Raw genomic sequence first — 12323 nt, 5'->3', positions numbered from 1 at the left:
TCGGTCGGTTGCACTGAGACCGGTCAGTTGATTGACCGGTCTCAGTGCAACCGGCCGAAGTCGGTAGCCCGTGAAGTGTGAGGAGCAATGGGAGAGAGCATGAGCGCGACCCTGATCGGCACGTCCCACGGGACCGACGACCCCGCGGGCCAGGCGGCCGTGCGCGCGCTGCTCGACGGCGTGCGTGTCGCGCGGCCCGGGCTCGACGTCCGCGAGGCCTTCGTGGACGTGCAGCAGCCCGAGGTCGGGGACGTCCTGGCCGAGGCAGCGCGGGACGCCGCCGCGGCTGCCGGCGGCGCAGCGGGCCCCGAGGGGGCGGTTGCCGGCGGTACCGGTGTCGCCGACGGCGTCCACGAGGGCCCGGCCGGGCCGGCCGCCGTCGTCGTGCCGGTGCTGCTGTCGACGGGGTATCACGTGCGGCACGACATCGCGCAGGCCGTCGCCGCCGTCAACGCGACCGCCGAGGGCAGCGCGGTCGCCGCCGATCCGCTCGGCCCGCACCCGCTGCTCGTCGACATCCTGGCCGACCGCTACGCCGCGGCCGAGGCGGCGCACGGCCCGTTCCGGCCGGACGACGTGGTGGTGCTCGCCGCCGCCGGCTCGTCGGTGGCTGCCGCCGCGACCGCCGTCGAGGAGGTCACCAGCGCGCTGGCCCAGCGCCTGGGCCGCCCCGTCACGCCGTCGTACGGCGCCGGCGCGGAGCCGCGCGTCCCGGACGCGGTGGCCGCCGCCCGCGCGACCACGTCGGGTACCGGCCGCGTGATCGTCGTGTCCTACCTGCTCGCCCCCGGCTACTTCCTGGACCGGGTGCTGGAGGCGGGGGCCGACGTCGTGACGGACCCGGTCGCCGGTCCGGCCGGGGCGGAGAAGGCCGACCCGAGACTGGTCCAGGTGGTGCTGGACCGCTACGACGCGGCCGCCGGCGCCTGAACTACTGCCAGACGGCCGGGGACCACGCTTTCGAGGCCTAAGTTTCTTCGCTCTGAGGCTGCTCAAAGCGAAGAAACTTAGGCCTCGAAGGAGCTCAGGCCCAGCCGAACGCCGTCCGGACCCGGTCGACGCTGGAGCGCAGGCCCCACTGCGCGACGAGCGCCTCCAGGGCGTCCGGGTCGGCGGGTGCCTTCGGCACCGCCGGGTCGAACGCGGGCAGCGGTGCGTCGCGCGCCACCTGCACGACGACGGGCGCGACCTGCAGGTACTCGTCGGCCTCCTGGAGCCGACGGCGCTGCGTCGAGGTCAGCCCCTTGTCGCCGGAGTCCCGGGCCGTGAGAATACCGGCGAGCGTCCCGTACTGGGCCAGCAGCTTCGCGGCGGTCTTCTCGCCCACGCCGGGCACACCAGGCAGGCCGTCGCTCGGGTCGCCCCGCAGTGTCGCCATGTCGGCGTAGGCCTGCCCCGAGGCGACGCCGTACTTCTCGGCCAGCCGCGCCTCGTCCACGACGTCGGGGTCCCGGATGCCGCGGGCGGGGTACAGCACGCGGACGCCGGCGGCGTCGTCGACGAGCTGGAACAGGTCACGGTCCCCCGTGACGATGTCCACCGGCCCGGCGCCCTCCGCGACGGCGCGCGACGTCAGGGTGCCGATCACGTCGTCGGCCTCGTAGCCGGGCACGCCCACCCGCGCGATGCCGAGCGCGGCCAGCACCTCCACGATGACCGGCACCTGCGCGAGCAGCGTCTCGGGCACCTCCTCGATGCCGGTCGTGCCGGGCACCTCCTGCGCGACGCGGTGCGCCTTGTAGCTGGGGATCGCCTCGACGCGGAAGGCGGGCCGCCAGTCGTCGTCCCAGCACGCGACCATACGGTCGGGACCGTGCGTCGTGGCGAGCCAGGCGATCGTGTCCAGCAGCCCGCGGACGGCGTTCACGGGCGTGCCGCCGGGAGCCCGCAGGGAGTCGGGCACGCCGAAGAAGGCGCGGAAGTAGAGCGAGGCGGAGTCGAGGAGCATGAGGCTCATGCAGCGAAGCCTGCCACGCACCACCGACACGCGGGCTGTCGGGCGCGCGAGATCCGCGCGGCGGGCCGGGCCGCACCACGGGCGCGGACGCCCGGAGACTCGCATCCGGGACGTCTGAGGGACGTATGCAAATTAATTGGCCGCAAAAGGCCGGTTCCAGCCCGTGTGCCCGTAGTGTCCGAACATGGCAAGCAAAGAACAGCAGGTGACCGAGGTGATCGAGGGCCTCGGTCTCGGGATGGCGGCGGTCGGCGCGACGCGGGTGACCTCCACGAAGGTCGATCTCGAGCGCGCCCTGAGCCACGCGTGGTCGGGCTGGGCGCACAGCGGGGACTACCCGTTGATCGAGCGGGCGCAGAAGCCGGAGAACGAGCTCCGGGCCGGGATCTTCGGATCGAGCCGGCGGACGAACGCCGCGGTCGTCTGGCGGGAACGCGGCGACTCGTACGTCGTCGACATCGCGCTGGTGAACCGCACGCCGGAGGAGGCAGCGCGCTTCGTCGGCAGCCGGCCGCTCGCGGAGTGGACGCTCCTCGCGGAGCTCTTCCTCGGCGCGGTCAGCCCCGGCGACGTGCCGGTGAGCGACGCCACGGTGTGAACCGCACGGAGCGCCCGCCGACGGCGACCGAGGCGGCGCTCCGAGCCAGGTCAGACGAACAGCCCGCCCGCCGCCACGCCGGCGGCCGCCGCGAGCACCGTCACCAGCAGCGTGCCCAGCGTGTTCGCCAGCGCGAGCCGCAGCCGGCCCGAGCGGGCCAGCCGCACGGACTCCACAGTGGCTGTGGAGAACGTGGTGTAGCCGCCGCACAGGCCGGTGGTCAGGGCGAACTGCACCAGGTATGCGACGTCGGGGGACACCCCGTACCAGGTGAGCGTGTGGAACAGGGTCGAGAACACGCCGATCAGGAACGAGCCGCTGACGTTCACGACGAAGGTGCCCCACGGGAACCCGCCACCGTGCCGGGCGCGGATCTCGCCGTCGACCACGAACCGGGCGGCCGCGCCCAGACCACCGCCGACGGCCACCAGGAGGAGTGCGAGCACCGGTGTCACCTGCCCTTTCCGCGTCGGTCCGCGCGGGCCGCCAGCGCGATCCCGCTGAGGCACGTCGCCGTGCCACCCGCGAGAGTGAGTGCCACGTACAGCAGCGCGAGCCACGGCATCCCCTGGTCGAGCAGCCCCTGGACCTCGAGGGCGAGCGCCGAGTAGGTGGTGAACCCGCCGAGCACGCCCGTGCCGATCCCGAGGCGGATCTTGCGGCGCCGGACCGTCTCGCGGCCGCGCCGGGCGAGGGCCTCCAGGAGGTAGCCGAGGGCGAACGCGCCGACGAGATTCACGACGAGGGTCCCGACCGGGAACCAGAGGATCGTCTCGCTCGCACCCGGGAACGCGATCGTCAGGGGTGTCAACAGGATCCCGGCCCACATGCTCACCAGGTAGCGGGCCACCGATCCGCCCGCACCGCCCAGCGCGACGAGGCCCACGTACCGCCAGTCGCGGTGCGGCGCACTCTTCACGCGGCGGTTCCCCTCACGGACGCTCGACAGGTCTGGGAAGAACCTATCGTTCACGGGGCCGACATCGTCTCTGGGAGCACCACGACGGGGCGGGACTGGTTGTGGATGAGCCGCCCGGCGACGGTCCCGCCCACCAGGTTAGTCGTCCAGCCGCGCAGGCCCGGGCGGTGGGCGCCGACGACGATCATCGCCGCCTCCACCTCGTCGGCCACCCGGCCCAGCTCGACCGCCGGGTCACCGGCCCCGCGCAGGGCCGACCACGGCAGGCCGACGTCGGCCATCGCCCGGTTCAGCCCCGCGAGGACGTCGGCCCCGTAGGCGTCCGAGGACACGGCGATGTCGGGGTCCACCGACACGGTGAATCCCCGTGAGTCCGAGACCGCTGTCTCGTCGACCCACACGCACACGAGCTCGATCAGGCTTCCACCCAGAGACTGGACGAGCGACGCTGCCCGCCGAGCCAGCTCCGGGTGCTTGTGGTCCACGCCGACCACCACGGATCGCACAGTCACCCTGGTGAGGGTATGGCCAAATGGTCAGTCGAGGTGGTCCGGCAGGCCGAAACGGGGAAACCACTTCTCCGTGTCGATGAAGGTGGTGATGCCGGTGATGTGCGCGCCGTCGTTCTCCAGCACCACGATGCCCCACGGGAAGTGGCCGCCCTTGGGGTCCTGGCGGTACTGCGCGAACCCCGGCGTCCCGTTGACGTGGATGGGCACGCAGCGCGAACCCTCGCACCCGTGCCCGGGCCCGGTCATCCACGCCTGGATGTTCTCGATGCCCTCCAGCCACATCGCGTATGGCGGCATGTTCATCACCGCGTCCTCGCGCAGCAGGTTGGCCAGCGCGGTCATGTCGTAGCGCTCGAACGCCGCGACGTACCGCTCCAGGAGCTCCGACTCGTCGGCCGAGGCGGCGTGCTCCGGCAGCTGCGACGTGCCCGACCGGTCCGGCGACTTCTCGGCCAGCGTGGCCCGGGCCCGCTGGAGCGCGCTGTTCACCGACGCCACCGAGGTGTCGAGCAGCGTGGCGACCTCGGCGGCCGGCCAGCGCAGCACCTCGCGCAGGATCAGGACGGCGCGCTGCTTGGCCGGCAGGTGCTGGAGCGCCGCGACGAACGCGAGCCGCACCGACTCCCGCGCGACGGCGGTGTCCGCAGGGTCGCTCGCGCCGGGGAGCACGTGCTCGGTGGGCACCGGCTCGACCCACGCGTACTCGGGGAGCACCATCGTGAGGCTCTCCTCGACGGGGTCGGCGGCGGCGCCGAGCCCCATGGGCCGCTCCCGCTTGGCGCGGCTCGAACCGAGCTGGTCGAAGCACACGTTGGTGGCGATGCGGTACAGCCAGGTGCGGAGCGAGGAGCGACCCTCGAACCGGTCGTACGACCGCCACGCGCGCAGGAGGGTCTCCTGCACCGCGTCGTCGGCGTCGAAGGTGCCGCCCAGCAGGCGGTAGCAGTATCCGGTCAGCTCGCGGCGGTACACCTCGAGCTGTGCCGAGAGCTCGGCCCCGGCCAGGTCCTCACCGGTGCTCTGCTTGGGATGTGACGCTGTCTGTGCCATAGATCACACCGTACGCGGAGCCACTGACACGCTCCGCTGGATTCGACCCTGGCCGAAGGCCTCACCCGAAGTTCACCCCAGGTCGAGCTCGAACCACACCGTCTTGCCCGTCCGGCGGCCCTCGCGCGCGGGTCCGTTCCGGTGACTGGGCCGCACCGCTCCGCCGTGCCGGTCCACGCCCCAGCGGGACGCGAGACGTTCGAGGAACTGCACTCCGCGCCCGCCGAACTCGGTGACCGTCGGGTCGCGCAGCTCGGGCTGCACGGTCGAGGAGTCGCGCACGCCCACCCGCAGCCGGTCCAGGTCCACCTCGACGGTCGCCGTGAACGGCGCCTGCCCGTGGTCGACGGCGTTGGTCAGCACCTCCGACGTCAGCAGCATCACCGTGCGTCGCAGCGGCATCGGGACGCCGCAGCTCTCCAGCACGTCGTCGACCCAGATACGGGCCGGGCCGACGTCCAGCAGCGACGGGGCCAGCTTGCGCTCCGCCGTGGCGGGGCGCCCGGGCGACGGCGGGCCCGACGGGGCCGCCGCCCGCACGCGGACGGCGAGCACGGCGACGTCGTCCCGCTGGTCGTCCGAGGCGAGGCGGCGCACGAGGGTGACCGGCAGCGCGGCCGTGGCGGTGTCGCCCAGCGCGCCGAGCGTCTTCTGCAGGCGGTTGAGCCACTGGTCGGGCGTGGTGCCGCGCTGCTCGGCGAGCCCGTCGGTGTAGAGCAGCAGGGTGTCGCCGGGGCGCAGCGTGGTGACGTGGTCGGTGCGCTTCGAGGTGGGCCGCACGCCGAGCATCATGTCGGGCAGCACCGAGAGGCGCTCGACCGTGCCGTCCTCGCGGAGCACCAGCGGCGGCGGGTGCCCGGCGGTCGACCAGGTCAGCTGGTACGCCCCGGCGACCCGCTCCAGCCGCGCCACCACGGCGGTGCCGCTCGCGAGCAGGCCCAGGCCGGAGTTGGCCTTGTCGAGCAGCGACAGCAGGGCCGACGGCGACTCGTCGTGGCTCCACGCGAACGCCCGCAGCAGCGAACGCAGCTGGCCCATCTTCGCCGCGGCCCGCATGTCGTGGCCGGTCACGTCGCCGATCATGAACATGGTCGCGTCGTCGTCCACGGCCACGGCGTCGTACCAGTCGCCGCCGATCTGGTCGGAGCGCGTGGCCGGCGAGTAGGTCGCCGCCATGTCGAGGTGCGGCACCTCGGGCAGGCGGCTGAGCATCGCCCGCTGCAGGGTCTTGGCCGACTCGCGCCGCTCCTCCAGGAGCCGCGCGCGCTCCAGCGCGTGGCCCGTGTAGTGGGCGAGCCCCGTCTGGAGCGCGTAGGAGTCCTGGTCGGGCCCGCGGTCGCGCTCCCAGGCCAGCATGATGACGGCGACGACGTCGCCCGCGGTGACCACTGGCAGGTACGCGCGCGCGCCGACCTCCGGGTCGCAGAGCTCCTCCGAGCCCGGGAACGCCGAGAACATCTCCTCGCCGGTGCGGAAGAACAGGGGCCGGCCGGTACGGGCTGCCTCGGCCAGGGGCCGCTGCTCGTCGAGCTTGGTCTGGCGGAGCCGCTGCGGGAACTGCGGCTCGGCGTGCACGAGCGACCGGTACGTGATGCCGCGCCCGTCGGCGTCGGCCAGCGCGAACGCGCAGTACCGCGCGCCGATGCCGGCCGTGCCGACCTCCACGATGACCTCTTCTACCTGGTCCATCGTGTTCGCGTTGGCGAAGGCCTCGCTCAGCGAGAGCAGGAACCGGCTGCGGCGGTTCGCCCGGACGGCCGTCTCCTGGATGCGGCGCGCCCGCTCCCGCTCGGCGCGCAGGCGCAGCTCGGCGGTGCAGGCCGCGGCGAGGTCCGCGAGGGAGTCCAGGTCGTCCTGCGACCACTCGCGGGGCTGGTCGTCCACGGCGCACAGCGCGCCGACGGCGCGCCCGCGCAGGTCGAACACCGGGTAGCCGGCGAGGGCGACCAGGCCCATCTCGCGCACCAGGTAGTTGTCGCGGAGCGTCGGGTCGTCCCGGGTGTCCGACGTCACGACCGGCTCGCCGCGCGCCGTGATGACGTTGGTGAGCGTGCCCGGGTGCTGCAGCAGCCGGTCGGACTGCATCGGCTCGGGGACCCCGGACGCCCCCGCGAGGACCTGGCCCTCGGGAACCACGAAGTAGACGACGGCGGCGGGGACCCGAAGATGCCGCCGAACCAGGCGAGCAAACCGGTCAAAGGCCTCATCCGCAGTGGGTGCACCGAGACCGACGTGCTCTAGGTCTCGCAGCGCCTGGAGGTCCGTCGGCATCGCATCAGTATTGCGAGAGAAGGACGCGTGCGCGACAGATGTACCGGATGTGTCCCTTTTGCGTCAGGCAGGTAGCCTGCCGCGCCACGGTCATACCTCGAGCAGACCGCGCTGGTGAGCGAGGCTCACCGCCTCCGCGCGACCCGAGGCGCCGAGCTTGGCCAGCAGGTTGGAGACGTGCACGCTCACCGTCTTGGTCGAGATGAACAGGCGCTCGCCGATCTGCCGGTTGGACAGCCCCTGCGCCACCAGCCCGAGCACCTCCTCCTCTCGCTCGGTGAGGGTCGACGCCGTCGCGCGGCGCACGCCTGGCAGGTCGAGCCGCGCGCGCCGGGCGAGCGCCCGGACGGCGTCGGCCAGGGGCCTGGCGCCCATGTCCTCCGCCTCCGAGAGGGCCTCGGCCGCCTCGACCTCGGCGGCCTGCCGCTCGCCGGCGCCGAGCAGGGCCTCGGCCCAGCGGTAGCGCGAGCGGGCCACCTCGTAGCGGTACCCGAAGTCGAACGCGTTGACCGTCTGCCGCCAGCTCTCGGCGGCCTCCCGCCACAGGTCACCGGACGACTTGTCGTCGCTCCCGGCGCCGGCGGTGCTGCCCACCACGGCGTGCAGCCGGGCGTTCTCGGCGGCCGCGCGCTGCAGCCAGGCCCGCCCCTCCGGCCCGAGCACGCCGCCGCGCGGGCGGCCCCGCTGTGCCGTCTGCCGGGCGACGGCCAGGAGGGAGTCGCCGCTGTCCAGCCGGGTCGCGGCGCGCTCCTCCACCGCCGTGGCGGCGGCCGATCCCGGGGCGCCCGCGCGGCCCGCGGACCGGTCGGCCTCCGCGGCGTCGGCCAGGGCCGCGATCGCGAGGGCGGACAGCCAGATGCGGCCGAGGAACACCTCGGTCCACACCTCGCCGAGGTGGTCGGTGATGCGCACGGCCAGGGCCGCGGCGTCGTCGTACCGGCCGGCCCAGGTCAGGGCGTCGACCAGGCTGCCGCCGCCGATCAGGGCGATCTGGCCGTCGCTCGGCCAGTGGTCGAAGAGCGCCTCGCCGCGCTGGATGGCGTCGGCGTCGCCGCGCGCCACCGCCGCGTACATCCGGGTGGCCTCCAGGACGTGCCGGTGCGTGGCCGGCACGCCGCCGGAGGTCCGCGGCGTCAGGTCGCCGCGGAAGTAGAGCATGACCTCCTGCAGGATCCGCAGGTTCACGGTCGGCGTGCTCCAGGCCAGGCCGAGCTCCTCGGCGCGGGCGAGCGCGTGCTCCACCCGCTGCTCGGCTGCCTCCAGCTCGCCCGCGTAGAAGCGGTTGGCCGTGGCGTTGTAGAGCGTGCGCATCTCCGTGAGCACGTCGCCGGCCTCCGTGGCCGCCGTCCGGGCCTCGTCGAGGAGCGTCGCCGCCCGGTCGGGGTCGGCCACGTCGAGCACGGCCAGGGTCGACAGGGCGGCGGCGAGCGCGCCGGGCTGGCCGACGGCCCGCGCCTCCTCGATGGCGCACTCGGCGTGGCCGCGGGCGTCGTCGTCCAGGTCGATGATCATCGTGACGCGGGCCAGCAGCGCGTTGGTCCAGATCCGGTCCGGGCTGCGCTCCGGGAGCATCTCCAGCGCCGCGCGGAGGTCCTCGATCGCGGCCTCGACCTGGCCGGGCACCTCGTCCCACGTGGGCAGGTCGAGGTACCGGTGCACGAGCACGTGCCGCAGGCCGGCCCGGCGCAGCGGGTCGGTGACGCCCTCGACCGCGCGCTCGGTCAGCTTCACGGCCCGCATCGGGTCGCCGGCGCGCGCCGCGGCCTCGCCCGCCGAGAGCGCGACGTCGACGCGGTCGCGGCCGATCCGCTCCTCGGCGTCGGGCACGGACTCCCAGAGGGCCAGCACCTGTTCCCAGTGCCGCAGCTCCTCCTCGGGGGCGAGCAGCCTGCGTGCCCGGAGCGCGGCGTCGCGCGACGCGGACAGCGCGGCGGGCAGGTCGTGGCCCTCGTAGGCGTGGTGGGCGCGCTCGGCGGCGCTGCCGATCGGCATGCCGTCGGGTCCGTCCTGCTCGATCACCGCGAGGTAGGCGCGGTGCACCGACGAGCGCTCGCCCGGCAGCAGGTCGGCGTACAGGGCCTCGGCCAGCAGGGCGTGGCGGAACTCCAGGTGGACGCCGGACACCACGAGCACCTGCTGGGTCACGGCCTCGCGCAGCGCGGCGTCCACGTCGTGCGCGCCCCAGCGGGCGGCCGCGGCGCGCAGCAGCTCCTCGCTCACCCGGCGTCCGGCGACCGACGCGATGCGCAGCACCTGCTGCACCTCGGGGTCCAGCCGTTCGAGCCGGGTGCGGAGCACCTCGGTGAGCGTCCAGGGCAGGCTGGCCGAGTCCGGGCCGGCGTCCAGGAGCTCCTCGGCGAAGAAGGCGTTGCCCTCGGACCGGTCCAGCACGTCGGCGAACCCGGCGGACGGCAGCGGCCTTCCCGCCAGGGCGGTCGTGAACTCGCGCAGCTCGTCCTCGGTGAAGGGCTCCAGGTCGATGCGCTCCACGTGCTCCAGCCGGGACAGCTCGGCGAGCAACGGGCGCAGGGGGTGGCGGCGGTCGACGTCGTCCGCCCGGTAGGTCACCACGAGCAGGACGTTCTCGGACCGGGCGCGGGCCGCGAGGAACCGCAGGACGTCGCGCGTCGACGCGTCGGCCCAGTGCGCGTCCTCGACGACGAGCACGAGCGGGCGCTCGGGCGCGCCGGCGACCGCGAGGCTGCGGGCGATGCCCTCGAAGAGCTGGAGCCGCTCGTCGTGGGCGGCGTCGCCGCCCCCGCCGGGCTCCAGGAGCCGCCACAGCGCAGGGCGCTCCGCGACCAGCTCCGTGACCCGCGCGGCGGCGTCGGGCCCTGCGGCCCCTGCCTGCAGCTGGGTCAGGGCGTCGGTGAACGGGAGGTAGGGGATGCCCACCTGACCCAGGTCGACGCAGTGCACGACGACGGCGCTGGCCCCCGCCTGCTCCGCCGCCTGGGCGACGTGCCCGATCAGCCGGGTCTTGCCGACGCCGGCGTCGCCGCCGACGAGCACGAGGCCCGGCCGGCCGGCCGAGGCGCGCCCTACCGCCAGCAGTAGAGAGGCGACCTGCTCCTGCCGGGAGACCAGGGGGATTGCTGTGGACCTTCGCACCTGCACATCGTGCCACCGGTCACTGACAATCCCCCTGACCTCCCCTTTCCCGGCCTCCACCGCGGTCACGCGAACAGGCCGCGCCGTGCGGCGGGCGTCGGGCGCATGCCCGCGATGCCCGCCCTGATCTGCTCCGTGCGGTTGGCGCGGGCCTCGCGCTTCTCCAGCCGGGCGGCGCGGTCCGCCGCGCTCGGCCGCTTGGTGCGCCAGGCGTTCTTGGCCCGCTCCTGGCGGTACTCGATCTCCGCGTCGATCGCGGGTCCCCACAGCGACATGATTCCTCCTGCGTCCCCGGCGGGCCGTGTGCCCGTCCGGCTGATGAGGAAGACACTCGTCCTGAGGCCCGGGGGCCCGGATCGGTAGGTCGGGCAGTCCTGGGCGGCGGGGTACCTCAGACCCGGGTCTGAGGTGGGCCGGTCCCGGCCTGAGGTGCCTTAGGTACCTCAGAGGCCAGGTCAGGGGCCCTGTTCCGCGCCCGAGATGCCGCCCGGGCCGCCCGGCGAGACACTTGGCGGGCGAGATTCAGGGAGTTCACAGCCCCACTATTGCGATCTACGTCACAGCAGACGCACACTGGAAGTAGCAGCGGACCCAATTCGGGGGTGGATCGTGACCGGAACCGAAGCTGGAACGTACGACATCTTGCCCATGCTGGGCCGTGGGAAGCACCGCAACCCCAAGAAGGGCGCGTGCTTCATGGAGCTCGCATCCTTCCTGGCAGGCGAGAAGTGGAGCGACCATCCAGCCTGCACGCACCCGCTCATCGCCATGCTGGCGCGCGCGGTGAACGACCTCACGGCGGACCACGCGCGGCCCCAGCTCGCGCCGCTCATCCCGTCGGTGATCGGCCTGACCAGCACCGACCCGCGCTGGGACGTGCGCATCGCGCTGCGCGCCGCGCAGACGGCGCTCCCGGTCTCGCCCGCGGACCGGCAGCAGACGCTCGCCGTCGCCGTCCTCGGGTCCGAGCGCATGCTCGACGTCCTGGAGGACCGGCCGGCGGGGACCCTCGCACCGGAGAGCAAGGACGCGCTCGCGGCCGTGCCGAAGACGGCGGCCTGGGCCGAGCGGTTCTGCGCCGGCACCAGCGTGCGGCCCAAGCGGTTCGTGCGCGACGCCGCACCCAGCGTGGTCTCCACCGCGGTGCAGGGGATCTCGGAGGCCTTCGTGCCCGACGTCGACGCGCGGCTCCGTGACCTGCTCGCGGCAACTGTCGCCGATGCGCGCCGCTGGGCCGGGAACGCGGACGACGATGCCCGCACGCTCGACCCGCTGGCGTGGGGCCCGGTGGTCAAGGCGGCTCCGACAACCGCCTGACACCTGGCCGGACAGGGGGAACCGGGTCGGGGCGCACCAGGGGGCGCCCCGACCCGAGTCGTGTCCGGAGCACTCTCCGAGCCCTGTCGATCGGACGGCCGCCGGATCGTCACCACCGTGTCAGACAGTTCCGACCGGAGGACAGAACCATGCGATACACGATCCTGCTGCACTACCCGGAGATGACGCCGGAGGAGCTCGGGCCCGGGGGCTGGGAAGAGGGCGAGCGCGAGTTCCAGGCCTACGCCACGGCGCTCGACCAGGCGGGTGTGCTGCTCTCGGCGGAGGTGCTGCAGCCGTCGTCGTCCACCACCACGGTGGCCGTGCGCGACGGCGAGCTGCGCGTCCAGGACGGGCCGTTCGCCGACACGAAGGAGCAGCTCGGCGGCACGTTCGTCGTCGACGTGCCGGACCTCGACGCCGCGCTCGTCTGGGCGCAGAAGGCGCCGTCGGTCCAGTGGGGCACCGTGGAGGTGCGGCCCAGCGCCACCCACTTCGAGAACGGCGCGTGGACCCGCTGACCGACCGGACGCGGGCGCGGGGCGCCCCCGACCCGGCGGCCCCCGCCGCGGTCGGGCGGGTCCGGGG

General features: G+C 74.0%; 12 protein-coding genes. 4 read left to right on the top strand and 8 right to left on the bottom strand.

What is annotated here, in order from left to right; all coding sequences use genetic code 11:
• Window positions 1-99: 99 nt before the first annotated feature.
• The gene (locus ACFU5G_RS25450; RefSeq protein ID WP_377251120.1) at window positions 100-930 is read left to right on the top strand and encodes a sirohydrochlorin chelatase; all 831 of its coding nucleotides are present in this window, start codon (window positions 100-102) and stop codon (window positions 928-930) included.
• Window positions 931-1024: 94 nt separating this feature from the next.
• Here ACFU5G_RS25450 and ACFU5G_RS25445 read toward each other — a convergent pair whose 3' ends face one another.
• Window positions 1025-1957 (bottom strand): 5'-3' exonuclease H3TH domain-containing protein, encoded by a 933-nt coding sequence (locus ACFU5G_RS25445; protein ID WP_377251118.1) that lies wholly within the window; start codon window positions 1955-1957, stop codon window positions 1025-1027.
• A gap of 184 nt (window positions 1958-2141) precedes the next feature.
• On the opposite strand from ACFU5G_RS25445, the gene ACFU5G_RS25440 reads away from it, so the two are divergent.
• Entirely contained in the window at window positions 2142-2555 is a 414-nt protein-coding gene (locus tag ACFU5G_RS25440) for a hypothetical protein (RefSeq protein WP_377251116.1), read from the top strand.
• 50 nt (window positions 2556-2605) lie between these two features.
• On the opposite strand, the gene ACFU5G_RS25435 is transcribed toward ACFU5G_RS25440, so the two are convergent.
• From ACFU5G_RS25435 to ACFU5G_RS25405, 7 genes are all read right to left on the bottom strand, one after another.
• The gene (locus tag ACFU5G_RS25435; protein ID WP_377251114.1) at window positions 2606-3001 is read right to left on the bottom strand and encodes a fluoride efflux transporter FluC; all 396 of its coding nucleotides are present in this window, start codon (window positions 2999-3001) and stop codon (window positions 2606-2608) included.
• Between the two features lie 5 nt (window positions 3002-3006).
• Window positions 3007-3474 (bottom strand): fluoride efflux transporter FluC, encoded by a 468-nt coding sequence (locus ACFU5G_RS25430; RefSeq protein ID WP_377251112.1) that lies wholly within the window; start codon window positions 3472-3474, stop codon window positions 3007-3009.
• Window positions 3475-3524: 50 nt separating this feature from the next.
• Window positions 3525-3986, bottom strand: a complete 462-nt coding sequence (locus tag ACFU5G_RS25425; protein ID WP_160158951.1) for a universal stress protein — start codon at window positions 3984-3986, stop codon at window positions 3525-3527.
• Window positions 3987-4010: 24 nt separating this feature from the next.
• Window positions 4011-5036, bottom strand: coding sequence for a sigma-70 family RNA polymerase sigma factor (locus ACFU5G_RS25420; RefSeq protein WP_377251110.1), 1026 nt, complete (start codon window positions 5034-5036; stop codon window positions 4011-4013).
• Window positions 5037-5108: 72 nt separating this feature from the next.
• A complete protein-coding gene (locus ACFU5G_RS25415) occupies window positions 5109-7307 on the bottom strand; it encodes a SpoIIE family protein phosphatase (protein ID WP_377251108.1) in 2199 nt (732 codons plus the stop codon).
• A 90-nt stretch (window positions 7308-7397) separates the two neighbouring features.
• Window positions 7398-10418 (bottom strand): AAA family ATPase, encoded by a 3021-nt coding sequence (locus tag ACFU5G_RS25410; protein ID WP_377251106.1) that lies wholly within the window; start codon window positions 10416-10418, stop codon window positions 7398-7400.
• 65 nt (window positions 10419-10483) lie between these two features.
• Complete coding sequence (locus tag ACFU5G_RS25405; RefSeq protein ID WP_377251104.1) at window positions 10484-10693, bottom strand: hypothetical protein; 210 nt, start codon at window positions 10691-10693, stop codon at window positions 10484-10486.
• 421 nt (window positions 10694-11114) lie between these two features.
• Between ACFU5G_RS25405 and ACFU5G_RS25400 the strand changes: the two genes are divergently transcribed.
• Together ACFU5G_RS25400 and ACFU5G_RS25395 are read left to right on the top strand one after the other, a co-directional pair.
• Window positions 11115-11735 (top strand): hypothetical protein, encoded by a 621-nt coding sequence (locus tag ACFU5G_RS25400; RefSeq protein ID WP_377251102.1) that lies wholly within the window; start codon window positions 11115-11117, stop codon window positions 11733-11735.
• 149 nt (window positions 11736-11884) lie between these two features.
• Window positions 11885-12256: a YciI family protein gene (locus ACFU5G_RS25395; protein WP_020015617.1), complete on the top strand. Its 372-nt coding sequence runs from the start codon at window positions 11885-11887 to the stop codon at window positions 12254-12256.
• Window positions 12257-12323: the final 67 nt, after the last annotated feature.

This window comes from Promicromonospora sp. NPDC057488, from assembly GCF_042802395.1.
Lineage (GTDB): Bacteria > Actinomycetota > Actinomycetes > Actinomycetales > Cellulomonadaceae > Promicromonospora.
The sequence above is the reverse complement of the archived record's forward strand: the minus strand, read 5'-3'. Positions and strand labels throughout refer to the sequence as shown.